Source organism: Nonomuraea ceibae, assembly GCF_019396325.1.
In the GTDB taxonomy this organism is placed as follows: domain Bacteria; phylum Actinomycetota; class Actinomycetes; order Streptosporangiales; family Streptosporangiaceae; genus Nonomuraea; species Nonomuraea ceibae.
In genome coordinates, this window is the sequence record NZ_JAHKRO010000059.1 from 18412 (window position 1) to 41959 (window position 23548).

The 23548-nt window shown below is 74.3% G+C and carries 21 protein-coding genes and 1 tRNA gene; 9 read left to right on the plus strand and 13 right to left on the minus strand.

The annotated features are described in order from the left end of the window. Positions 1-8: 8 nt before the first annotated feature. The 8 genes from KME80_RS29875 to KME80_RS29910 all read right to left on the minus strand — a co-directional run bounded on the left by KME80_RS29875 (position 9) and on the right by KME80_RS29910 (position 6898). Positions 9-329: a hypothetical protein gene (locus KME80_RS29875; RefSeq protein WP_219509739.1), complete on the minus strand. Its 321-nt coding sequence runs from the start codon at positions 327-329 to the stop codon at positions 9-11. A 53-nt stretch (positions 330-382) separates the two neighbouring features. Next, positions 383-625, minus strand: coding sequence for an acyl carrier protein (locus tag KME80_RS29880; RefSeq protein WP_219509741.1), 243 nt, complete (start codon positions 623-625; stop codon positions 383-385). Further along, a complete protein-coding gene (locus tag KME80_RS29885) occupies positions 622-1947 on the minus strand; it encodes a ketosynthase chain-length factor (RefSeq protein ID WP_219509742.1) in 1326 nt (441 codons plus the stop codon). The genes KME80_RS29880 and KME80_RS29885 overlap by 4 nt, the downstream gene beginning before the upstream one ends. 4 nt (positions 1948-1951) lie before the next feature. After that, positions 1952-3217 (minus strand): beta-ketoacyl-[acyl-carrier-protein] synthase family protein, encoded by a 1266-nt coding sequence (locus KME80_RS29890; protein WP_219509743.1) that lies wholly within the window; start codon positions 3215-3217, stop codon positions 1952-1954. 108 nt (positions 3218-3325) lie between these two features. After that, on the minus strand, positions 3326-4165 hold the full coding sequence (locus KME80_RS29895; protein WP_219509744.1) for an ABC-2 transporter permease family protein: 840 nt from the start codon (positions 4163-4165) through the stop codon (positions 3326-3328). After that, positions 4162-5091: an ABC transporter ATP-binding protein gene (locus KME80_RS29900; protein WP_219509745.1), complete on the minus strand. Its 930-nt coding sequence runs from the start codon at positions 5089-5091 to the stop codon at positions 4162-4164. Before KME80_RS29900 ends, KME80_RS29895 begins: the two co-directional genes overlap by 4 nt. A gap of 96 nt (positions 5092-5187) precedes the next feature. Next, complete coding sequence (locus tag KME80_RS29905; RefSeq protein ID WP_219509746.1) at positions 5188-5856, minus strand: response regulator; 669 nt, start codon at positions 5854-5856, stop codon at positions 5188-5190. Continuing rightward, on the minus strand, positions 5834-6898 hold the full coding sequence (locus tag KME80_RS29910; RefSeq protein ID WP_219509747.1) for a sensor histidine kinase: 1065 nt from the start codon (positions 6896-6898) through the stop codon (positions 5834-5836). Before KME80_RS29910 ends, KME80_RS29905 begins: the two co-directional genes overlap by 23 nt. Positions 6899-7441: 543 nt before the next feature. On the opposite strand from KME80_RS29910, the gene KME80_RS29915 reads away from it, so the two are divergent. Then, positions 7442-8134, plus strand: a complete 693-nt coding sequence (locus KME80_RS29915) for an AfsR/SARP family transcriptional regulator (RefSeq protein WP_219509748.1) — start codon at positions 7442-7444, stop codon at positions 8132-8134. Positions 8135-8266: 132 nt separating this feature from the next. On the opposite strand, the gene KME80_RS52900 is transcribed toward KME80_RS29915, so the two are convergent. Continuing rightward, positions 8267-8965, minus strand: coding sequence for a response regulator transcription factor (locus tag KME80_RS52900; RefSeq protein WP_219509749.1), 699 nt, complete (start codon positions 8963-8965; stop codon positions 8267-8269). A gap of 139 nt (positions 8966-9104) precedes the next feature. Between KME80_RS52900 and KME80_RS29925 the strand changes: the two genes are divergently transcribed. The 3 genes from KME80_RS29925 (at position 9105) to KME80_RS29935 (ending at position 11562) form a co-directional block, all read left to right on the plus strand. Then, positions 9105-10079 carry an acyltransferase domain-containing protein gene (locus tag KME80_RS29925; protein WP_219509750.1) on the plus strand — a complete coding sequence of 325 codons (975 nt, stop codon included), beginning with the start codon at positions 9105-9107 and terminating at the stop codon, positions 10077-10079. Next, positions 10076-11167, plus strand: a complete 1092-nt coding sequence (locus KME80_RS29930) for an acyl-CoA dehydrogenase family protein (RefSeq protein WP_219509751.1) — start codon at positions 10076-10078, stop codon at positions 11165-11167. The genes KME80_RS29925 and KME80_RS29930 overlap by 4 nt, the downstream gene beginning before the upstream one ends. 321 nt (positions 11168-11488) lie before the next feature. Next, positions 11489-11562, plus strand: a tRNA-Leu gene (locus KME80_RS29935). A gap of 21 nt (positions 11563-11583) precedes the next feature. Here the strand turns inward: KME80_RS29935 and KME80_RS52085 are convergent. Beyond that, positions 11584-11706 carry a hypothetical protein gene (locus KME80_RS52085; RefSeq protein ID WP_281427230.1) on the minus strand — a complete coding sequence of 41 codons (123 nt, stop codon included), beginning with the start codon at positions 11704-11706 and terminating at the stop codon, positions 11584-11586. 31 nt (positions 11707-11737) lie between these two features. Between KME80_RS52085 and KME80_RS53360 the strand changes: the two genes are divergently transcribed. Both KME80_RS53360 and KME80_RS29945 read left to right on the plus strand, forming a co-directional pair. Beyond that, positions 11738-11938, plus strand: coding sequence for a MerR family DNA-binding transcriptional regulator (locus KME80_RS53360; RefSeq protein WP_219509752.1), 201 nt, complete (start codon positions 11738-11740; stop codon positions 11936-11938). Positions 11939-12025: 87 nt separating this feature from the next. Next, the gene (locus KME80_RS29945) at positions 12026-12274 is read left to right on the plus strand and encodes a hypothetical protein (protein WP_219509753.1); all 249 of its coding nucleotides are present in this window, start codon (positions 12026-12028) and stop codon (positions 12272-12274) included. A 74-nt stretch (positions 12275-12348) separates the two neighbouring features. Here KME80_RS29945 and KME80_RS29950 read toward each other — a convergent pair whose 3' ends face one another. Beyond that, complete coding sequence (locus KME80_RS29950; RefSeq protein ID WP_219509754.1) at positions 12349-12648, minus strand: hypothetical protein; 300 nt, start codon at positions 12646-12648, stop codon at positions 12349-12351. A 16-nt stretch (positions 12649-12664) separates the two neighbouring features. After that, positions 12665-13900 (minus strand): glucose-1-phosphate adenylyltransferase, encoded by a 1236-nt coding sequence (gene glgC, locus KME80_RS29955; protein WP_219509755.1) that lies wholly within the window; start codon positions 13898-13900, stop codon positions 12665-12667. Positions 13901-14067: 167 nt separating this feature from the next. Between glgC and glgA the strand changes: the two genes are divergently transcribed. Both glgA and KME80_RS29965 read left to right on the plus strand, forming a co-directional pair. Beyond that, entirely contained in the window at positions 14068-15240 is a 1173-nt protein-coding gene (gene glgA, locus KME80_RS29960; RefSeq protein WP_219509756.1) for a glycogen synthase, read from the plus strand. 55 nt (positions 15241-15295) lie between these two features. Further along, positions 15296-16774, plus strand: a complete 1479-nt coding sequence (locus tag KME80_RS29965) for an Nramp family divalent metal transporter (protein ID WP_219509758.1) — start codon at positions 15296-15298, stop codon at positions 16772-16774. Positions 16775-16781: 7 nt separating this feature from the next. On the opposite strand, the gene KME80_RS29970 is transcribed toward KME80_RS29965, so the two are convergent. Continuing rightward, positions 16782-17186: a nitroreductase family deazaflavin-dependent oxidoreductase gene (locus tag KME80_RS29970; RefSeq protein WP_219509759.1), complete on the minus strand. Its 405-nt coding sequence runs from the start codon at positions 17184-17186 to the stop codon at positions 16782-16784. A 156-nt stretch (positions 17187-17342) separates the two neighbouring features. On the opposite strand from KME80_RS29970, the gene KME80_RS29975 reads away from it, so the two are divergent. Then, on the plus strand, positions 17343-23528 hold the full coding sequence (locus KME80_RS29975; protein WP_219509760.1) for a CHAT domain-containing protein: 6186 nt from the start codon (positions 17343-17345) through the stop codon (positions 23526-23528). The last annotated feature ends 20 nt before the right edge of the window (positions 23529-23548 follow it).

Here is a 23548-nt window from a genome sequence, read left to right on the forward strand (position 1 = left end):
TCGCTGGGTCAGACCGACAGGGGCTCGTGGTTGGCGTAGGCCGCCTCGAACCGGAGCTTCTGCTTCCACTGCGTGGTGAAGTCGTAGACCTCGGGGATCTCGGAGAACGTCTTGAGGTCCTCCAGCGTCTCGGTGGTGAACTGGGCGATCTTCGAGGCGGTGATGCCCCGGGAGCGCTCGTCGGCGGGCAGCCACAGGTGCGGCCGGTAGTCGAAGCCCTTGACCAGCGGGTTGCGGTCGAGCAGCTCCTTCATCGCGGTGAAGAACTCCTCCTGGTCGCCCTCGGTCGCGGAGGCGGGGAAGCGGTAGATCAGGGTGTGCACGATCATGACGTGGTCCTTCCGGAGGTCAGCGGAACAGGGACGGAACGGGCGGCGCGCGGTCAGGGGACGGTCACGCCGGAGACGAAGTCGAGCAGGGCGCGGGGCGTGGTCAGCTCGGCCACCTGCTCGTCGGGGATCCGCACGCCGAACTCGGTCTCGATCCGGGCGGCGGTCTCCATCAGGGCCAGCGAGTCGTAGCCCAGGTCGGTGAAGAGCTCGTCCAGGATGTCGCCGCCGAGGTCGACGTGCTCGTCCTCGCCGGCGCAGGCCACCATGATTCTGCGAAGGTCGTCGAGAGTCATTTCTCCTCTTTCCGAGGTACGGCTTCCGGATGTTCGGGCTTGCGAAGGACGACGGCGGCGTTGAAGCCGCCCTTTCCGCGCGCCAGGACCAGCGCGTGGGTGAGCGCCGCGCTCCTCGGCTCGGCGCCGCGCACCAGGTCGATCCGGTACGCGGCGGGCACCTCCCCGGCGTGGGGCACGGGCGGGATGACCCCGTCGCGCAGCGCCAGCAGCGCGCACACCACGTCGAGCGGCCCGCTCCCGGCGTACAGGCGGCCGGTCAGCGCCTTGGGCGCGGTCACCGGGACGCCCCCGGGTCCGAAGACCGCGGAAATCGCCGCGGCCTCCTCCCGGTCCAGGAACGGCACCCCGGCGGCGTCGGCGAAGACGACGCCGATCTCCCCGGGCTCGGTGCCCGCGTCGGCGAGCGCCTTGCGGATGGCCTGCTCCAGGCCGGGCGGCCGGCCCGAGCCCGGCCGCGGGTCGAAGGTGGCGGCGTACCCGGCGACCTCGCCGTAGACCTTGGCCGCGCCGCGCCGCAGCGCCGCCTCCCGGTCCTCCAGGACGAGGATGGCCCCGCCCTCGCCGGGCACGTAGCCGTCCGCCTCCCGGGTGAAGGGCCGGTAGGCCAGCTCGGGGACGGGCTCGCGGCTAAGCCTGCCGCTGGCGATGTGGCTCACCCAGCCCCACGGGTCGAGCGAGGACTCCACGCCGCCCGTCACGATGTGCGGGGTGCCGCGGCGCACCGCCCGCCGGGCGTGGCCGAGCGCGTCCAGGCCGCCCGCCTGCTCGGCCACCAGCACCCCGCCGGGGCCGCGCATGCCGTGCCGGATGGAGATCTGGCCGGTGTTGACCGCGTAGAACCAGGCGAAGGACTCGTACACGCTGACCGTCTGCGGGCCCTGCGTCCAGAGCTTCTGGATCTCCCGGTGGGTGAACTCGAAGCCGCCGGAGGCGTTGGAGGTGACCACGCCCATGCTGTACTCGGGCAGCTCGGCCGGGCGCAGCGCGGCGTCCTCCAGCGCCCACTCGGCCGCCGCCAGCGCGAGCCGGGTCACCCGGTCGGTCTGCGGCATCAGCCTGGAGGGGATGTGCTCCTCGGCGACGAAGCCGCTCACCTGCCCGGCCAGCGTCACCGGGTAGCGGGGGCCGCCGCCCCGGGGGTGCCCGCCGGCGTGTCCCTCGGCGTGCAGCGGCCGGATGCCGCTCTCCCCGCGCAGGGTCGCCGCCCAGAACTTCTCGGCGCCCAGCCCGTTGGGGGCGATGACGCCCAGGCCGGTGATGACGGCCGTGGCCGCCCCGCCGGTCCGCTCGCCGGGCGCGGCGATCGTGGTCTGCGTCATGGCGTCAGCTCCCGTTCCCGGCGCGGCTGAGCAGCATGGCGCTCTGGAAGCCGCCGAAGCCGCTGCCCACCGACAGCACCGTGTCCACCCGCTGGTCGCGCGCCTCGATCGGCACGTAGTCGAGATCGCATTCGGGGTCGGCCTCCGTCAGGTTGGCGGTGGGCGGCACCATGTCGTTCTCGATGGCCAGGGCGCAGGCGACGAGCTCGATCGAGCCGATCGCGCCCAGCGAGTGGCCGATCATCGACTTGATGGAGCTGACCGGCGTGCGGTAGGCGTGCTCGCCGAGCGCCCGCTTGAACGCGGCGGTCTCGTGCCGGTCGTTCTGCTTGGTGCCGGAGCCGTGCGCGTTGACGTAGTCGACGGCGTCGCCGTCCATGCGCGCCTCGGCCAGTGCCGCGTTGATCGCCTCGGCCATCTCGCGGCCGTCGGGCTTGAGCCCGGTCATGTGGTAGGCGTTGCAGCGGGTGGCGTACCCGTTGATCTCGGCGATGATCCGCGCGCCGCGCCGCCGCGCGTGCTCGTACTCCTCCAGCACCAGCATGGCCGCGCCCTCGGCGAGCACGAAGCCGTTCCTGGTCCGGTCGAACGGGCGCGAGGCGTGCTCGGCGTCGTCGTTGCGCGGCGTGGTCGCCTTGATCGCGTCGAAGCACGCCACGGCGATGGGGGAGATGGGGGCGTCGGTCGCGCCGGCGAGCACGACGTCGGCGCTGCCCTCCTTGATCAGCTGGTGGCCGTACCCGACGGAGTCGAGGCCCGAGGTGCAGCCGGAGGAGACGATGGCCGCCGGGCCCTCCGCGCCGGCGATCCAGGCGACCTCGGCCGCGATGGCGCTCGGCACGAAGTAGTCGAACAGGTGCGGCGAGGCGTACCCGGGGTCGACGAACCAGTCGTGGCCCGTGTCCGACAGCACCAGGTACTCGCGTTCGAGGCTGGTGGTGGCGCCGACGGCGGTGCCGACGCTGACCGCCACCCGGCCCGGGTCGAGGCCGGCCGCCTCCAGCCCGCTGTCGGCGACGGCCTCACGTCCGGCCACCACCGCGAGCTGGGTGGCGCGGTCCATCCGGCGGATCTCCCGGCGCGTCAGCCCGGACGCCTCGGGATCGAAGTCGCACTCGGCCGCCACCTGGGACCGGAAGGGCGAGGGGTCGAAGAAGGAGATCCTGCGGGTGGACGTCCGCCCGGAGGACAAGAGCTCGAAGAAAGACTTCGTCCCCGCACCACCGGGCGCGCGCACGCCCATTCCGGTGATCACGGTTCGTCGGTCCATGAGACGCACACGCTCCTTTTGCGACATCGGCTGTCGCAGGTGAACATGTGCGACGGTCCTCGAGCGCCGCTCGAGGACCGTTGGGGTCCCAGCCCGGCGTTCCGCCGGTCAGGCGTCGCGCCGGCGCAGCGTCCAGGCGGCGAGCCCGAGCAGCGCCACGAGGTACGCGCAGAACACGAGGAAGCCCGGCAGCGGCGCCAGCACCCCGCCGGCCTGCGTCTCGGCCATGAACGCCTTGCCCGCGGTGGCCGGCAGGTAGGGCGTGACCGCGTCGGCGACGCCCTCCGGCAGCAGCATCCCGGCCAGCGAGTCGAGCAGGAAGACGGCGAACGACACGACGGAGACCGCCATCGCCGTGCTGCGCATCAGCGTGGCCAGCGCGATCGCCGCCACCCCGACCCCGGTCAGGTACACCGGCGCGGCCAGCACCGCCCGCAGCACGCCCGGGTCGCCCAGCGACGGCGCGACGCCGTGCGCGCCGAGGAGCGCCGACCCGGCCAGGAACGACACCAGCGAGGAGAGGAGCATCAGGGCGAGCACGACCCCGGCGAAGACCACGCACTTGGCCCACAGCACCGGCAGCCGCCTCGGCACCGCCGAGAACGTGGCGCGGATCAGCCCCGTCGAGTACTCCGACGACACGTACAGCACGCCGAGCGCGCCGATGAGCAGCTGGGCGAAGGCGACGCCGCCGAGGGTGGCGCCGGTCGGGGTGCTCGGCTGGAACGGCGGCCCGTCCGGCTCCAGCGTGCCCGCCGCCAGCGGCTCGGCCATGGCGCCGGCGGTGATCAGCCCCACGCCGACGAACACGACGACCGACAGCAGCAGGGCGACGGTGGTCGAGCGCACCGACCTCAGCTTGATCCACTCGCCGTTGACCGCGCGGGCCAGGCTCACGCCGGGCGCCACCGCCGCGGCGCTCGCGGGATGACTCACGGGCCGGCTCATGACGCGATCCCCACACCGGTGGGCGCGCGGAACTCCACCGACAGGCCCGTCAGCTCCATGAACGCCTCCTCCAGCGAGGCCCGCGCGGTCGTCAGCTCGTGCAGCGGCAGGCCGCACGCCGCCGCCTCGTCGCCGATCCGCTCCGCCGGGACGCCCTCGATCTCCAGCAGGTCGTCGTGCCGCCGGGTGATGGTCACGCCCGCGCGCTGGATCAGGTTGCACAGCCGCACCGGGTCCGGAGTGCGCACCAGCACCCGCATCCGGCGCTCCGACACCGACCTGATCAGCTCGCCGACCGGCTCGTCCGCGATCAGCCTGCCCTGCCCGATGACCACGACCTGCTCGGCCGTCTCGGCCAGCTCGCCCATCAGGTGCGACGACAGGAACACCGTCCGGCCCTCGGCCGCCAGCCCCTTGAGCAGCCTGCGGATCCACACGATGCCCTCGGGGTCCAGGCCGTTGACGGGCTCGTCCAGCACGACCGTCGCGGGGTCGCCGAGCAGCGCCGCGGCGATGCCCAGCCGCTGCGCCATGCCGAGGGAGAAACCGCCCGCCCGCCGGTGCGCCACCTCGCTGAGCCCGACCAGCTCCAGCACCTCGCGGACGCGCCGCCGGGGGATGCCGTTGGTCGCCGCCAGCGCCGCCAGATGGTTGAACGCCGACCTGCCCGGGTGGGCCGCCTTGGCCTCCAGCAGCGCGCCGATCTCGCGCAGCGGCGCCGCGTGCTCGCGGACGGGCCGCCCGTTGACCAGCGCCACGCCCTCCGTGGGCGCGTCCAGGCCGAGGATGAGCCGCATCGTGGTGGACTTGCCCGACCCGTTGGGCCCCAGGAACCCGGTGACGACGCCGGGCCTGACAGTGAAAGTCAGGTCGTCGACCGCCAGCGTGTCCCCGTAGCGCTTCTTCAGGTTGGTGACCTCAATCATGGTCCCACGATGCAGCAGCCGCGACCTCGTCCGCGTCGTCCGATCGCAGTATCCGCGAGATCATGCGTCCGTACGAGACGGCCTTGACCAAGGGTGTCAGGCGCTCGCCACCGTGACCAGCCCGGCCTGGTACGCGGTCACCACGAGCTGCGCCCTGTCCCGCGCGCCCAGCTTCGCCATCGCCCGGTTGACGTGCGTCTTCACCGTGTACGGGGACAGGCACAGCTCTTCGGCGATCTCCTCGTTGGAGGCCCCGGTGGCCACGTGCACGACGATCTCCAGCTCGCGGGCCGTCAGCGCCTCCAGCACCCCGCCCGCCTCGGTGTCGGCCTTCACCGGCTGGTTGAGGAAGCGGGTGATCAGCCCCTTGGTGGCCTTCGGCGACAGCAGCGCCTCCCCGGCCGCCACGACGCGGATCGCGGCCAGCAGCTCGCCCGGCTCCACGTCCTTGCCGAGGAAGCCGCTGGCGCCCGCCCGCAGCGCCTGGAACACGTACTCGTCGATCTCGAACGTCGTCAGCACCAGGATGCGCACCCCCGACAGGCTCTCGTCGGCGGTGATCTCCCGGGTGGCCGCCAGCCCGTCCATCTCCGGCATCCGGATGTCCATGAGGATCACGTCGGCGCGGGTCTCGCGGGCCAGCCGCACCGTCTCCAGCCCGGTCTGCGCCTCCCCGACCACGCACAGGTCGCCGGCCGTCTCGATGAGCGAGCGGAATCCCTTGCGGATCAGGGTCTGGTCGTCAGCGAGCAACACGCGGATCATCCTGGTTCCTCTCGGTGAGTTGGCTTCCCGTCAGCGGCAGCCGGGCCACCACCGCGAACTCCCCGCCCCGGGCGGGCCCGGCGCTGAGCACGCCGCCGACGGACGCGACGCGCTCGCGCATGCCGATCAGGCCGTGCCCGGTGCCAGGATCGGCCCCGGCCGTCCCGGCCCGCTGGTTGCGCACGTCGATGGTCAGCTCGCCGGCGGTGTAGGCCATCGTCATCCGGACGTGGCCGCGCCCGTACTTGCGGGCGTTGGTGAGCGACTCCTGGATCGTCCGGTACGCGCACAGGTCGACCGCCGGGGGGAGCGGCACGGCCAGGCCGGAGACGGTCCGGTCCACCTTGAGCCCGGTGCGGGCGAACGACTCCAGCAGCGGGTCCAGGTCGGCGAGCCCCGGCAGCGGCTCCAGCGGCGCCCGCGCGTCGCCCGACCCGCGCAGCACGTCGAGCACCGCGCCGAGCTCGTTGAGCACGGTGCGGCCGGCCGCCCGGACGTGCGCCAGCGCCTCCTCGGCCGCGTCGGGCCGGTGCCGCAGCAGGTGGGCGGCCACCCCGGCCTGCACGTTGACGACCGAGATGTGGTGGGCGACCAGGTCGTGGACCTCGCGCGCGATGTGCATGCGCTCCTCGACGACCCGCCGCCTGGCCTCCTCCTCCAGCGCCAGCTCCGCCCGCCGGGCCCGTTCCTCCAGCGCGGCGACGAGCTGGCGCCGCGTCACGGCGGCCTGTCCCACCGCGCCGCCCGCCAGCGTCGCGGCGATGAACGGCGGCGGCCCGCTCTGCGCGTCGGGCCAGGTGGTCCCCTGGACGAGGAAGTGCACCGCGACGAGCAGCGCCGACCCGCCGGCCGCCACCGCCACGGCGGTCCCGCGCTCGCTCACCGCCCCCACCGTGTACGCGGTCAGCAGGATCGCGGCCATGGCCGGCTCCACCACGTCGAGCGGGTCGGCCAGCGCCGAGGCCAGCAGGGTGAGGAACAGCGCGGGCACCGGCACGACCCGCCGGACGGCGACGGCGGCGCCCATGAGCACGGTCAGCACCGGTAAATGCCGGGCCGCTGGTTCGGGCGTGTCCAAATACGGTGCGAGAAGCGCCGAAATACTCACCGCGGCGCCGGCGATCGCGTCGACAACGAGAGCGGGGAGTCGGGGAATATGGCGCCTTATACCTCGTTGTCTCACGTCGCCACAATAACGGGTGCGCCGCCAATCGGCCTACTGCAATTGCAGTAGGTGGCGGTTACCGCGCATGCGGTAGCGTGCGCTTACCACATGTAGTGATAAGACATTAAACGGTTGCGAAGTGAACCATTTACCTGCCCGTCCATCAATGCCCGCCTCGTCGCAGCGGCGAATTACATGCGGGCGGCTCACCTTCGATGGAGCATACCTCTTTAGAGGCACGACATTCGAGACATGTTCCATCTTGCTATATTCTCGCCGGGTATTAGGGGTCGCCGCATGTCGTGTTCCATCAACTGACGGGGAGACATGATGCCCAAAACCAATTTCTCGGTGCTTGGACCGATGGAGGTGGTGCATGCCGGCCGGGCCTGCACGCCAAGTGCGCCCAAGGTTCGCCAGGTGCTCGCGCTGCTGCTCGTTTCCGCCAATCGCCTGGTGCTGGTCGATTCCATCATCCGCGAACTGTGGGACGACAACCCGCCCAAGAGCGCCCTCACCACCACCCAGACCTACATCTACCAAATACGCAACCTGATCCAGCGCGAGCGCCTCAGCGGCTCCGGGCGCGAACTGCTGCTGACCAAGCCGTTCGGCTACACGCTCCTGGTCGACCAGGACCAGCTCGACCAGGACCGATTCGACCACCTGGTCACCCGGGCCGAGGGCTTCGCCCGCGCCGGGCAGCACGAAGCCGCCGCCGCCGACCTGCGCCAGGCGCTGGGGCTGTGGCAGGGGCCGCCCCTGGCCAACGTGACCCAGGGCCCCCTGCTCCGCTCCCACGTCGTCCACCTGGCCGAACGCCGCACCCACGCGCTGGAGCTGCGCATCGAGGCCGACATGCACCTCGGGCGGCACCGGGAGCTGATCGGCGAGCTGCGCAGCCTGATCGCCGAGAACCCGCTGCACGAGTGGCTGCACGCCCAGCTCATCACCGTCCTCAGCCAGGCGGGCCGGCGCGGCGAGGCGCTGGCCGCCTTCCAGGGCCTGCGCGAGGTCCTCAACCGCGAGCTGGGCCTGGACCCGTCGCCGGCGGTCCAGCGCCTGCACCGCGAGGTCCTGCGGGGCGGCCGCGTCCTGGCCATCCCCGCCTGACCCGTCCGCTTCAAGGCCCGTCCGCTTCAAGGCCCGTCCACATCGAGGCCCGTCCGCTTCAAGGCCCGTCCACCCTGGCCCGCCCAGCGGCTGCGGCGGACCGACGGGCCCCGGCGCGGCCGGCCGGGCGGTTCAGCGGGCGCCGAGGCAGTGGGCCTGCCCGGGGGACGCCGCCCGCGCGGTGGGGAGGCCGGCCGCCTTGTTGACCGCGTCGATGCGCGACACCGCCCCGAGCTTGCCGTAGATGTTGCGCAGATGCCGCTTCACCGTCCCCTCGGTGATCGACAGCCGGGCGCCGATCTGCGCGTTGCTCAGCGCCTGGGAGACCAGGTCGAGCACCTGCCGCTCGCGGACGGACAGGCGGGCCGTCCAGCGCGGCCCCGCCTCGGCGTCGGCCTCGCGCCGCCGCTCGCACCCGGGCCGGCGCGGCGACGGGCCGGGCTCCAGCCGGGTGAGGTTGCGCAGCACCAGCACGAGGTCCGCCCGTGTGCTGGTCGCCGGCAGGCACCAGTGCGCGCCGTGCCCGGCCAGCTCGCCCAGGTCGACGGTGTGGCTCAGCGCCAACACCACGATCTTGACGTCCGCCAGGTGCCGCCGGACCTGCCGCAGCGCCCGCCACTCGGCCTCCTGCGGGCCGCCGCCCGCCCCGGCCAGCACCACGTCCGGCCGCACCCGCGCGGCCACCTGCGGGACCTCGGCCGGCGAGCGCGCCTCCCCGACGACGCTGATGCCGTGCAACCTGCCGATCCAGTCCCTCAGGCACTCCCTGAAGATCACATGATCCGTACCGAGAACGACGCCGATCCCCCCGGCCGCGTCCGTACCTTCCACGGAATCCACCCCCTTCTTGCCGACGTGCGGTTCCGACCCTGCTGGACGGACCTGTCATGGCCCGCACACGGCTCTGTCACCGACTACGTATCGAGGCAACCTCGAGCCCGGCTCAAGATCGGTCACGCAAGCTGGCAGCATGCGACAGACCGAGAGGCGCACGGTGCTGCTCCTGCCGGGGCAGGGCGCCCAGTACCCGCGCATGGCCGCCGAGCTCTACCGCGAGCAGGCGGCCTTCACGGCGGCCATGGACGAGTTCTTCGACGCCTGCGGCCGCCGGGGCGGCGAGCTGCGCGACGACTGGCTGTCGGCCGCGCCCCGGGTGCCGATCGACGACGTCACCCGGGCCCAGCCCCTGCTGTTCGCGGTGAATCTGGCGATCGGCCGGGCCCTCACCGACGCGGGCAGGCCGGTTGACGCGCTGCTCGGTCACAGCGTGGGCGAACTGGCCGCCGCCGCGCTCGCCGGCGTGTTCAGCCCGGCCGACGGCGCGGAGCTGATGTGCCGCCGCGCCGACGCGGCCCGCCTGATGCCCCCGGGCGGCATGCTCGCCGTGGCCGCCACCCCGGACGAGCTCGCCCCCCACCTGTCCGGCGGCCCCGGCGGGGAGCTCGGCGGGGTCGTGGTGGGGGCCTGGAACGCGCCCCGGCAGTGCATCGTGTCCGGGCCCGATCCGGCGCTGGAGGCCGCCGAGGAGACGTTGCGCGGCAAGGGCTTCATGTGCCGCAGGGTCCGGGCGCTCCAGCCGTTCCACAGCCCGGTGCTGCGGCCGGCCGCCGAGGAGCTGGTCCGCTGCCTGGAGGGGATGCGCCTGAGCCCGCCACGCGTCCCGGTGCGCTCGTGCCGGACCGGGCGGTGGGTCACCGACGAGGAGGCGGTCACGCCCGAGTTCTGGGCGCTGCAACTGGCCGAGCCGGTGCTGTTCTGGCCCGCACTCGACGGCCTGCTCACCGACCGGCCCGAGGGCGGCTGGACGCTCGTCGAGGCCTGCCTCTCCCAGCTCGCGCCCCTGGCCAGGCGGCACCGCGCCGTGGCCCGGGGCGGCGCCGAAGTGATCACGATCGGCCCCGGCGAGTTCCCCATGACGGCATCCGTACGAAGGAGTGGATCATGACCGACCACGAGGCCACGGGCCTGCTCGAAGCGGCGGACGCCGTCGCCAAGCTCGCCGGCGAGCGGGCCGCCGAGGCGGAGGCCGCGCGGCGGCTGCCGGAGGACGTCGTCGCGGCGATCCTCGACGCCGGGTTCGCCCGCCACTTCGTCCCGCGCAGGCACGGCGGGCACGAGGCGGCGTTCACCGAGCTGCGGCGGGCCCTCGCGACGGTGGGGGAGTCGTGCGCGTCCGCGTCGTGGTGCGCGCTGATCGTGGCCACCTCGGGCCGCATGGCCGCCTACCTCCCGGCCGAGGGGCAGGCGGAGGTCTGGCGTGAGGGGCCGGACGCGGCGATCTCGGCGGCGCTCGTCCCGTCGGGCACGGCCGAGGAGACGCCCGGCGGGTGGCGGCTCTCGGGGGAGTGGCACTTCCTCAGCGGCGTCGACTTCTCCGACTGGGCGCTGCTGTGCGCGCCCGCGCCGGACGGGCCGAGGTTCTTCGCCGTGCCGCGCGGCGACTACCGGATCAGGAACACCTGGTTCACGCTCGGCATGCGCGGCACCGGCAGCAACACCGTGGTCGCCGACGGCGTCCTGGTGCCCCGCCACCGCGCGGTGGCGCAGGGCGCGGTGTTCCGGGGGCACAGCGAGCACTCGGCCGCGCCGTGCCACCAGACGCCGCTGGCGGCCGTGGCGGGCGCGCTGTTCGCCGCGCCCGCGCTCGGCTCCGCCACCGCGATGCTGCGCGCGTGGACCGCGCAGCTGACGGCCAAGGGGCCCGGCCTGACGCCGCCCGCCGAGCTGGAGCTGGCCCGCTCCAGCGCCGAGCTGGACGCGGCCCTGCTGCTCACCGAGCGGGCCACGGCGATCGCCGACCTGGGCCGCGTCGCGCCCGCGACGGCCGCGCGCAACGCCCGGGACGCCTCGCTCGCGGCCCAGCTCGTCCGCGCCGCCGCCGCCCGGCTCTTCGAGTCGGGCGGCAGCCAGGTCCAGCGGGACGACAGCGACCTGCAGCGCCACTGGCGGGACGTGCAGAGCGCCACCTCGCACGCGGCGCTGCGCTTCGAGCGCACCAGCGGCCCGTACGCGCAGTCGCTGGGCGCGGGCTGACCGGATATTCGGTGGCGTCCCGCACGATCTCCGGGCTACCTTGAAGCTGTCCGGAACGACGTACGAGAAGGAGGCGAGCGGTGACATCCCTGGCACTGGCACTGGCACTGACGCCTCCGGCCTCCGGGTGACCTGACGAGGACACCAGGACGGCCGCCCGGGCTCGACCCCGAGGCGGCTTTTTCATGCGCGTCACCAGGATCCAGCGGCCCTGAAGGGAAAGGCGCCGCGAGCAAGGCCTGCGCGGCGGGGCTGGCGGCCCCCGGGCGGACCGAGCTCATGCCCCGGGCCGGGCCTCCCGCCGGCCCGTCCGGGGCCCACGCCGCTCTGGCCCAACTGGCAGAGGCGCCGCCCTCAGGAGGCGGAGGTTCGGGGTTCGAATCCCTGGAGCGGCACCGCGTTCAACAGCACCGCGTTCACAACACCCCCGGGTAGAGGACGGCGGGGTCGGCCGACAGGGCGGCCTTGATCCGGGCGGTGCCGTCGTCGGCGACGACCTCGGCCCGTCCGGCCTCGACGCCGTCCAGCGCGGCCCGCACGACGTCAGAGGCAAGCCGAAGGGAAGCGGGCATGCGCATCGGGGAGCTGGCCGCCGCGACCGGCGTGAGCGTGCGGGCGCTGCGCTACTACGAGGAGCAGAGCCTGCTCGCCGCCGAGCGCGATCGCATCGACCGGCAGATCCGCGACCTGACCGGCACCCGTGACCGGCTCGACGCCGCGATCGCCACCGCCTCGCTCGCCCGGGAGGCGGGCCGCCCCTGCCCGCGCTGAGCGCGGCCCGCGTGGCGTTCCCCCGCCCGGCGGATGGCTCCGTATAGTGATGCAGCGATGACACTTCGTGATCACGGGGGGAATATCATGAAAGCCATCCTTGCCGCCGCCGGCGGCGCCGTCCTCGCCGCGGCCGCCCTGACCGCGACCCTCGCGAGCCCGGCCGCCGCCGACAAATGGCCGGGCTGCGACGGGAAGAGCGCCACCTGGCAGAAGATCCACGACGACAACACCGTCTCGTCCGGCACGTACGACGAGACCGACTGCGACGACCACCACGGCTGGTGGGGCAGCGACTACCACCGCAGCGGCTGGCTCTACACGCTGGCCGACTGACCGGCGTCACCACGGTCCCGGAGCTCGCCCGCCGAGCCCGGGGCCTCGCCATGTCCGCCCTCGTCCAGCACCGGTCAGCCGCCCGCCTCCCACACGGCCTCGAACGCCGGCGCGCTGATCTCGGTCAGCTCCCAGATCTCCAGCGCCTGATCGGTCAGGAAGCCGTGCTCGTCCTGCAGGTGCCGCCACCAGTAGCGGTGCACCTGACGCCCGGCGCGGATCTCGATCTGCCGGATCGCCCACTGCTCGCCGTCGCCCTCGACGCTCTCGAACAGCCACACGCCGCCGTCCTCGTCGTCGCCCCGCCAGTGCTGGCGGGGCAGGTCGGACTCGCTCAGGTCGCGGATCAGCGGTTGGCGGAGATCAGGCTGCACCCCCACACTCTACGGCTCACCGGTCGACGATCTCGTTCTTGCCGATGACCACGACGCCGCCGCGGGTCAGCGCGAACCGGGTGCGGTCGTAGTCCAGGTCGAAGCCGATGCGGGCGCCGTCGGGGATGACGACGTTCTTGTCGATGATGGCCTTGCGCACGATCGCGCCGCGCCCCACCTTGACGTTCTCCATCAGCACCGAGTCCTCCACCAGCGAGTGGGAGTGCAGCACGACCTTGGGCGACAGGATCGAGCGGTAGGCGGTGCCGCCGGAGACGATGACGCCGGGCGAGACCAGCGAGTCGATGGCCCGGCCGACGCGGTCGCCGTCGTTGTGCACGAACTTGGCGGGCGGCAGCGGGTCGTGCCCGGTGTGGATGGGCCACTTGTCGTTGTACAGGTTGAAGACCGGATGCGCGGCGATCAGGTCCATGTGCGCCTCGTAGTAGGCGTCGAGCGTGCCCACGTCGCGCCAGTAGCCCCGGTCGCGCTCGCTCGAACCGGGCACCACGTTGTTGGCGAAGTCGTACACGTCGGCCCCGCCGGACTTGACCATCATCGGGATGATGTTGCCGCCCAGGTCGTGCTTGCTCGTGGGGTCGAGGGCGTCCTCGCGCAGCGCGTCGATCATCGCCTGCGTCTTGAACACGTAGTTGCCCATCGAGGCGTAGACCTCGTCGGGCGAGTCGGCCAGCCCGACGGCGTCCTTGGGCTTCTCCCGGAACGCCACGATGCGCCGGCCCTCCGGGTCGGTCTCGATCACGCCGAACTGGTCGGCCAGCGACAGCGGCTGCCGGATCGCGGCCACGGTCACGTCGGCGCCGGAGTCCTCGTGCTGGTCGACCATCTGCCGCGGATCCATGCGGTAGATGTGGTCGGCGCCGAACACGATCACGTGCTCGGGCATCTCGTCGTAGATCAGGTTCAGGTTCTGGAAGAGCGCGTCGGCCGAGCCGGAGAACCAGCGCGGGCCCAGCCGCTGCTGCGCGGGCACCGGCGTCACGTAGTTTCCGAGCATGGCCGACAGCCGCCAGGTGCGCGAGACGTGGCGGTCGAGGCTGTGGTTCTTGTACTGGGTCAGTACGACGATCTTCAGATAGCCGCCGTTGGCGAGGTTGGACAGCACGAAGTCGATGAGCCGGTACATCCCGCCGAACGGCACCGCCGGTTTCGCCCGATCCGCCGTGAGAGGCATGAGCCTCTTTCCCTCTCCACCTGCCAGCACGACCGCAAGCACCCTCCGGGACCTCATGTCCTGGACGCTACCCTCAATCGGCCGATCTATCGACGAATGCGCGTCCGGCTCCCTCCCGTCGTGTCCCGTTCTCTCGGGTTATGTACGCCACGCGGCGGGCGGTCGTTCCGCATGTCGGGCTTGTCGCCGTGTCGCGGGGAGGCACTTCCTCGTATGGTCGTGTCATGCGTGTTGATCTGCTGAGCAGGGAGTACCCACCGGAGGTCTACGGCGGGGCCGGCGTGCACCTGGAGTATCTGGCCAGGGAGCTGCGCGAGCTGGCCGACGTGCGGGTCCGCTGCTTCGGCGCGGACCGGGACGAGCCGGGCGTGTCGGCATACCGTACGCCCGCCGGGCTGGGGGCGGCGAACGCGGCCCTCCAGGTGCTCGGGGTGGACCTGGAGATGGCCGCCGCCTGCGCGGGCGCGGACGTGGTCCATTCGCATACCTGGTACGCCAACTTTGCCGGGCATGTCGCGAAGCTGCTCCACGGCGTGCCGCACGTGGTCACCACGCACAGCCTCGAACCGCTGCGGCCGTGGAAGGCCGAGCAGCTCGGCGGCGGCTACGCGATCTCGTCGTGGGCCGAGCGCACCGCGCTGGCGGCGGCCGACGCGGTGATCGCGGTGTCGGAGGGCATGCGCCGCGACGTGCTGTCGGCCTATCCGGGGATCGACCCGGCCAAGGTCACGGTGATCCACAACGGCATCGACACCGCCGAGTACGCCCCGGACATCGACCAGGATGTCCTGAAAAAGTATGGGATAGACCCCGACCGGCCGTACGTGATCTTCGTGGGCCGGATCACCCGCCAGAAGGGGCTCGTCCACCTCCTGCACGCGGCGCGCGCCCTCGACCCCGGCGCGCAGCTCGTGCTGTGCGCGGGCGCGCCCGACACGCCCGAGATCGAGGCCGAGGTCACCGCGCTGGTGCGCGGGCTGGACCGCGAGGGCGTGTTCTGGATCTCCGAGATGCTGCCCAAGCCCGAGGTCATCCAGCTCCTCACCCACGCGGCCGTGTTCGTGTGCCCGTCGGTCTACGAGCCGATGGGCATCGTCAACCTGGAGGCGATGGCCTGCGAGACCGCCGTGGTCGCCACCGCCACCGGCGGCATCCCCGAGGTCGTCGCCGACGGCGAGACCGGCCTGCTCGTCCCGATCGACCAGGGCCCCGACGGCACCCCGCACGACCCGGAACGCTTCGCCGGCGACCTGGCCGCGCGCGTCAACGCCCTGCTCGCCGACCCCGCCCGCGCCGCCGCCCTCGGCCGGGCCGGTCGCGCCCGCGCCGTCGAGCACTTCTCCTGGGCCACCGTCGCCCGCCGCACCCTCGCCCTGTACGACTCGCTCACGCGCTGATTGGGCCTTGCCGACCCTCCTGCCCCGGCTCACGCTGGGGGCAGGAGGCGAGGACATGGCGCACCCACTCGGAGTCAGCCGCCCGGATCTCGGCGTCACCGACCTGCCCACGCCGGAGGAGGTCTTCAAGGTCTCCCGGATCGGCCCGGCGCAACTGTTCAAGTACGCGGTCGGGCCCAGCCTGATCGCCCTCGGCATCTCGATCGGCAGCGGCGAATGGCTGCTCGGCCCGCTCAGCGTCGGCCAGTACGGCTTCGTCGGCGTCGGCTGGGTGATCCTCGTCTCGGCGCTGCTCCAGACGTTCTACAACGTCGAATGCTCCCGCTACGTCGTCGCCACCGGCGAGGCGCCGGTCGTCGCCTGGGGGCGCGTGCCGCCCGGCCGGCGGCTGTGGGTGCCGCTGTCGGTGCTGATCGTCCTGTTCTCCTTCATCGCCGGCGGCTGGGCCGCCTCGGCGGGACAGGGCGTGTACGCGCTCGTCCACGGCCGCATCCCGCCTGCCGGGGCCGAGGAACCCCGGCTGTGGGCCATCGCGCTGCTCGTGGTCGTCTTCCTGATCACCGCGCTGGCCCGCCGGATCAGCCGGGCGCTGGAGCTGGCCAACTGGCTGCTCGTGTCGGTCATCCTGCTCGCGCTGCTGGCCATCGACCTGCTCGTGGTGCCGTGGGAGCTGTGGTGGGAGGGCATCCGCGGCTTCGTCACCCCCGCCGCCCCGCCCGCCGGCATCACCGCCACCCAGCTCGGCGCGCTGGCCGGCTTCACCGCGCTGGCCTCCGGCCTCAACTGGTACGTCATGGGGCACTACCGGGACAAGGGCTACGGCATGGGCCACCGCACCGGGTTCATCTCCGGGCTGCGCGGCGACCGGCGCGAGATCCTGGCCAGCGGCGTCACCTTCCCCGACGACGAACGCAACCGGGGACTGTGGCGGCGCTGGTACCGGCTGCTCATGGTCGACATGTGGGGCGTGTTCTTCGTCGGCGCCATCCTCGGCATGCTGCTGCCCACGATCCTCATGTCCCAGGCCGTCGCGCTCTCCGGCGAGCGGCCCACCAGGGCCGACGTGCCCACGTTCGTGGCCGTCGCGCTCGGCGACGAGTACGGCGGGGCCATGTTCGCCGTCGCGCTCGTCCTCGGCGTGCTCGTGCTGTTCTCCACCCAGCTCGGCATCTTCGAGGCCATGGTCCGGGTGACCACCGACGCCGCCCACGCCACCAGCCCGCGCCTGCGCCGGCTGGTGGAGGGCGACCCGCGCCGGTTCTACTACCCGTTCATGATCGTCCTGCTGGTGGTGATCTCCGTCGTCATCCACCTCAGCCTGCCCGTCGCGCTGGTGGAGTGGTCGGCCAACATGTCGAACCTGGGCGCGCTCATCTACCCGTTCTTCCTCATGTACCTCAACAGCAGGCTGCCCAGGCCCGCCCGGCCCCGCCCGTGGCACTACGCCGTGCTCGGGCTCAACGTCGTCTTCTTCGGGTTCTTCTTCGTCAACTTCATCGCCGACTTCCTCGGCGACCCGCTGGTGACCTTCTGACCCCCGATCAGCGGGTGCGCTCCAGCACCACGATCGGGATCTCCCGGTCGGTCTTCTTCGTGTACTCGTCGTAGTCGGGCCACGCGGCGGCCATCAGCCGCCACAGCTCCGGCCGCTCCTCAGGGGTGGCGGTACGGGCGCGGGCCTTGAACCGGTCACCCTTGACCTGCGCCTCCACCTCAGGCTCGGCCAGCAGGTTCTTGTACCAGTCGGGATGGTCCGGGTCGCCGCCCTTCGAGGCGACGAGCACGAGGTCGTCGCCGTGCCGCTGGTAGATCAGCGGCGTCGTGTACGGGTCGCCCGACGTGCGGCCCTTGGTGGTCAGCAGCAGCACCGTCGTGCCGTTCCAGTCGTGTCCCTCGGCGCCGTCGGTCTCACGGTAGCGCCGGACGTGTTCCTTGCCGTAGAGCATGCCTGCATGCCTACCCCCCGGACAGGCTTCTCACCTGGGCCTGTACGACAGTGGAAGTCCCGTGGCACACACCAGAACTGTAAGCGCTTACCTACCGGCGCCCCCCGGCAGGGGCGGTCCTGTACGCCGGCGCGCACCAGTGAGAGTGTTGCCTTCATGAACGATCCGGCCTGGGCTCTCGCCTCCCGCATCGCGGCGTTCGACCGGGACGCCGACCCCGGGCCGGTGCGGGACGAGACGGCGCTCGCCGAAGCCGAACAGGCCATGCTCGCCTGCGACGGCGGCCCCGCCGACGCCGTCACCTGGCGGCTCATCGGCATGCTCCACCTGGCCCGCTACCGCCTCGACCCCGGAGAGGGCACCGAAGCCGCCGTGGCCGGCGTGTTCTTCGCCGCCGTGGCCGTCGTCGACCCGCGTGGCCTGCCCGAACGGCTGCGCGGCCCCGGCGCCGCCGACACCCCCGAGACCTGGGCCAAACTCGTCGAAGAGCTCTTCCGCCACGTCGACCCCGGCGCCCACCCCCACGTCGCCCTCCTCCTGCACACCCTCGTCCGCCGCGCCCTCGCCGACCCGACCCCCGAGGTGTGCGACCGGCTCGCCCAGGTCCTCCTCCAGGAGGCCGACGGCGCCTGGGCGTCCCGCGCCCTCGCCCTCCTCGGCGACGGCCTCACCCGCCTGCACCGCGCGACCGGCCGGCCCGAGGCGCTCGACGACGCCGTCCACGTCCTCTTCCGCGCCGCCCTCGGCGACCCCCGCCACCTCGGGGCCCTCGCCGCCGCCCTCGGCCGCGCCATGCCCGGCGACGATGAGCTCACCCGCGCCCACCTCACCGCCGCCTGGCGGCCCGACGGCCCGGAACGCTCCCAGGCGCTCCTCGCCCTCCTGGAGCTCGCCGGGCGGCGCGCCGCCCAGTCCGCGCACGACGCCGACCTGCTCGCGTTCATCCGCACCGGGCAGGCGGCCCTCGACTTCTGGCACGAGCCCCGCGCCGCCCACCCCCGCGTCCTCGCCGCGTACGCCTCCGGGCTCGTCGAGTGGTACGCCGTCACCGGCGACGAACGCTCCCTGGAGGCCGCCCGCGAAATGCTCGCCGCCCTCGGCGAACCGCCCGGCGACATCCCCGCCGAACTCGGCCGCGACCCCATCGCCCGGCTCGACCTCCTCGCCGGCCGCCGCTGGCGCCGCTACCGCGCCACCGGCCACCCCGCCGACCTGGACACCGCCCTGCACGCCCTGCGCCACGCGGCCACCCGCGCCTACCCCGGCCACCCCGACCGTCCCCGCCTCCTCGCCAACCTCGCCAACGCCCTCACCCACCACGCCACCCCTGAACCCGCCCTCAGGGGACCGAGCGGCCTCCTCGGCGAGGACGCCACTACGGCGACGGGCCCCGGCGGCGCACCCGCTTCCGGGCGGCAGAGCGGCACCCCCGGTGGTGCGGCAGCCTCTGGAGGGTGGGGCGACGTGGGTTCTCGTGGGGCGGCCCCTGAACGGGCGGCACGTCCGTACGGTGGGGGCGCCACTCCGGTGGGGCCGCCTCACGGTCAGGACGCCATCGGGGTCGTGGGAGGGCAGCGGGACGCCCGGGCGGACGAAGCGATCACGGCGGCGCGGGAAGCCGTGGCGGCGTGTTCCGGCGCCGACCCGATGCGGCCCCGGGCGCTCCTGCTGCTCGCCCGGGCGCTCCGGCTCGACCCCGGCCTGCCCGCCGCCGACGAGGCGGTGACCGCCTTACGGCAGGTGATCGACGCCGGCGAGGAGCCGGCGGAGGCGTACGCGCTGCTGTCCCTCATGCTGCGCCGCCGCGCCCTGGCCGGCCAGGGACGCCAGGACCTCGACGACGCCGTGCAGGCCGCCCGCCAGGCCGCCGAGACGGCCGCCAAGACGCTGCCCGACCAGCCCGCCGTCCCGGCCCCGCTGGCCGAGGCGCTGCTGCTGCGGTTCGACGTGCTGGGCGACCCCGCCGACCTGGCCGAGGCCCTGACCGTGCCCGCCACCGCCCTCGACCCCGCCCTGCACGCCCACCTGGCCCGCACCCTCGCCCGCCTGCCCGAGCACCCGTCGCCCCTGGCCACGGCCGGGCCGGAGCCGGCGGAGGCCGCCGCGCGGCTCGCGCTGGACGTCGACGACGACCTGACCCGCGCCCTCCTGCCCCTCGCCGGACGACCCGGCCCGGCCCCCGCCGAAGAACCGGACGCCCTGGCGACCCGGCTGCTCGGCATCGCCGGCCTGTTCGCGGACCGGGGCAGGCATCGCATCGCCGCCGAACTGCTCGTAGGTGCCGAACGGGCCTTCACCGACGCGGGCGCCCCGGCCGGCGCCGCGCGGGCGCGTTCCCTGATCGGCCGCTGCCACGAGGAGCTGGGCGAGTGGGAGGCGGCGCTGCGCTCGTACGAACAGGCCGCGATCACGTACCGCGACCTGGGCGACGCGCACGCGGAGGCGGCGGAGACCGGCCGGATGGGCGCGGCGGCGAGCGGCGGGAACGATCCGGCCCGCGCCGCCGCCCTGCACCTGCGTGCCGCCGACCTCTGCCGCCAGGCGGGCCTGGCCGAGGCGGAGGCGTCCCAGCAGGAACAGGCCGCCGCCGCGCACCTGGCCGCGGGCGACCCGGAGGCCGCGCTGGAGCGTTCGAGCCGCGCCCGCGAGCTGTACCTGGCGCTCGGCGAGAGCGTACGCGCCGCCCGCGTCCTCATCGTCAGCGCCCGGTGCGGCGCCGAGCTCGGCCATCTGCCCGCCGCCGCCGAGGTGATCACCACCTGCGCCGCCGAGCTGGAGACGCACGGCTCCTGGGACGACGCCTGCCAGGCGCTCGACGCCCACGCGCGGCTCCTCCACGCCCTCGGCCACGCCGGCCACGCCGCCGCGTGCGAGACGGCCATCGTCGAGATCGTCCGCCGCCGGGGGAACCGGCGCGATCCCGCCGACGAGTGGTACCGGATCGCCCGCCGCCGCCGCGCCCGCGGCGACCTGCCCGCCGCCCGGCAGGCCTTCGAACGGGCCGAACGCGCGTACAACGCGATCGGTCACCAGGACGGCCTCGCCGCCGTCCGCCACCAGCTCGGCACCCTCGCCTACGCCGAGGGCGACCCGGACCAGGCCGCCCAGGACCTCGCCACGGCCGCCGACGCCTACGCCCGCCTCGGCGCCCCGTCCCGCGAGGCCGCCGCCCGCACCCTGCGCGGCGCCTGCCTGGGCGACCTGAACCGGCCGGACGACGCCCGTACGGAACTCGCCCGCGCCTTCGAGCTGGCCGCCTCCGAGGGGGACCTGGAGGCGCTGTTCTCCGCCACGCTGGCGCAGGCCGACCTGGCGCTTCACCCGGCCTCGGCATCGCCCGGCACGCCTTCCCGCCCCCAGGCGGAGGCAGGCCGGCCGTCGCGAGCAGCGGCGGAACTGGCAGCCGGGTTCGGGAACGAGCCGGGCGCCGCCTTCGAGGACCGCGGGGGAGCCGGTGACGGGTGGCTCGCCGAGGTGCGGCGGGGGCTGGCGGCCAAGGCTTCGGACAGTGCCGGGGCCCGGGGCGCGTGGGCGGTCGCGGCGGGGGAGCTGCTGGAATCGGCCCTGGGGATGGCAGCGGGTGACCCGGTGCGCGAGGCGATCGTCCAGGACCGCCTGGCGGTGCTGGCCGCGCGTACCGGTGACGCGGACGGGGAGATCGAGGCGCTCGAACGGGCGGCGGCGGGGCTGCGTCACACGGGCCGTCCCGGCGCCTTCGCTGCGGTACGGCTCGGGTTCGCGCTGGAGGCGCGCGGGGCGCTGGTGCGTGCCCGTTCCGCCCTGGAGGAAGGGCTGGCGGCCCTGGCCGACGACCCGGCCCCCCAGCCGGCCGAGCCGTCGTACGGCCATCGCGCCCCGACGGAGGGCACGGCGTGTTCAGGCGATGGGCCGGCGGGGGCAGAGGCGCCGTACTGGCTGATGGCGGGGCAGGTCGAGGCGGCGGTGCTGGTCCGGGTGGCGCAGCTGCAGCTGGCGCTCGGGGAGCGGGCGCGCGGGCGGGCGGCGCTGGCACGGGCGCTCGCGGGGCTGCGGCGGGAAGGGGACCCGGCGGAGGCGCCGGCCGAGTGGCTGCGCATCGAGGAGGCCGAAGCGGCGGCAGACCTGGCCGGGGCGCTCGCGCCGGCCCGGCAGGCGCTCCAGGTGAACGACGACCCGGGACGCCGCTCGCGGCTGCTGGCGAAGCTGGCCGAGCTGGCGTTGGAGGCGGAGGAGCCCGCGGTGGCGCACGACTACGCCGCCCAGGGGTGCGAGCTGGGTGACGCCCGTCTGGTGGAGCATCTGCGCAACCTCGGCGCGGCGGCGCTGGCACAGGGGCGGGCCGCCAAGGCGGTCGACCACCTGACCAAGGCCGCCCAGCTCGCCCGCGAGCCCGTCCGGGCGACCCCGGCGGCAGGCACGGCGAGCACAGCCGGCTCGGCGGGGGCGGCGTTGCCGGTGCGACTGGTGCGGGTGCTGGCCGTGCTGGGGGCGGCGCTGGTCGAGGCGCGGCGGCTCGCGGAGGCCGGAGCGGTGCTGGCCGAAGGGCTGGCGCTGACGGGCGGGCCGGCGTGGCGGGTGCCCAGGGCCGAGCTGCTGGTGGCGCGGTCCCGGCTGCGGCTGGTGCAGGGCGAGCCGGGGGAGGCGGTCACGGGCTGCCTGGAGGCCCTGGTGCTGGGCGAGGCGGCAGGCGACGACAGGCTCGTCGGGGCGGCCTGCGACGGCCTCGCGGAGGCGTACCGGGAGCTGGGGGAGACGGCGCGGGCGCGGTCGTTCGGCGCGCGGGCGGTGGAGGTCGACCGGGCCCGGGGGCGGCGGCGGGCCGTGGTGCTGGGGTTGATCCGGCAGGCGGCCTTGCAAGCCCAGGGGCTCGGGGCGGGTGGGGCGGAGGCCGTGGCGGGGCTGGAGGAGGCGCTGGGGCTGGCGCGGCGGATCGGGTTCGCGGCCGGGGAGGGGCTGGCGCTCGGCAGGCTGGCCGCGCTCGACGTGCGGGCCGGGGAGCACGCGCGGGCGCGGCAGCGCGCCTCGGAGGCCATCGCGCTGCTGCGCGGCACCGGGCAGGAGGAGGCGCTGGGCCGCGCGTACCAGGACAGGGCGGTCGCCTCGGAACGGCTCGGTGACCTGGCGGCGGCGCTGGCGGACGCCGAGGCGGCCGGAGAGCTGTCCGAACGCGCCGGCGACGGCGCCGCCGGGGCGCTGCGTGACAGGGCCGTCGAGCTGGCCGTGCGGCTGGGGCGGGGCCGGACCGCGTGGGCGCACGCCGAGCGGGCGAAGGCCAGGCTCCTGGCCGTCCAGCTCGGCCCCGTGGGCCGGGCCGACGGGCCAGGCCCGGGGTGGCACGACGAGGGCGTCGTGGCCGAGGCCGTGGAGGCGATGGCCGGGGTGCTCGGGACAGCCGAAGCAACCGGGGCAATCAGGGCAACCGGGGCGGCCGAAGCAGCCGGGGCGCGCAGGGGCGCGGGGGTGACCGGGGTGCTGGGGTTCTACCTGAGCGGCGGCCGGGTGCTGGTGCTCGCGCACCGGACCGGGTGGGCGCAGCCGAGGGCGTTCGGCACCCGGGTGGGAACGGAACTGCTCGTGGCGGCAGGCGGCGAGGGCCGGTGGGGCGACGACTGGGCGCTGCTCGGCGACCTGCTCCTGGGCGACGCCCTCGACGCGCTCGGCGACGCCCTGGACATGCTCTACCTCGTCCCGTACGGGGAGCTGGACCGGTTGCCGCTGCACGCGCTGGCCCCCGGCGGCCGGCTGCTGCTCGAACGCTGCCCGGTGGCCTACGCGCCGTCGCTGGCCATGCTGGGCGGCCTCGCCGGGCGGCAGGCGGCGCGGGCGCGGCGTTCGCTGGTCGTCGGCTACGCGCAGGACGCGGTGGCGCGGGTCGCGTACGAGAACGAGGCCGCGGAGATCGCGCGCGACGGCGGCCAGGGCGCGCACACCGGGCCGGACGCCACGGCCGCGCTGCTGGAAGGCGACTGGGACCGGATCCACCTGGCCTGCCACGGCTCCTACGACGGGGAGGACCCGTTCGGGTCGGGCGTCAGGCTGGGCGACGGGCTGCTGACCGCGCGGCGGATCGCCGGGATGCGGATCGGGGCCGGGCTGGTCGTGCTCGGCTCGTGCGAGAGCGGCGGCGCGGCGGTGCTGGGGCAGGCGCTGCTGCGCGCGGGGGCCGGGGCCGCGGTGGCGCCGATGTGGCCGGTCGGCGGGGAGGTCAGGCGGGCGGTGACGCGGCGGCTGCACGCGAGGATCCGCGACGGCGCCGGGCGGGCGCAGGCGCTGCGCGAGGTGACCCTGGAGGCACGCGACAGGCACGGCGCCACCAGGCCGGACCTGTGGGCCGCGTACGTGCTGATGGGCCTGGCCGCCTGAGCCGCGTTGCGCCAGGGCGG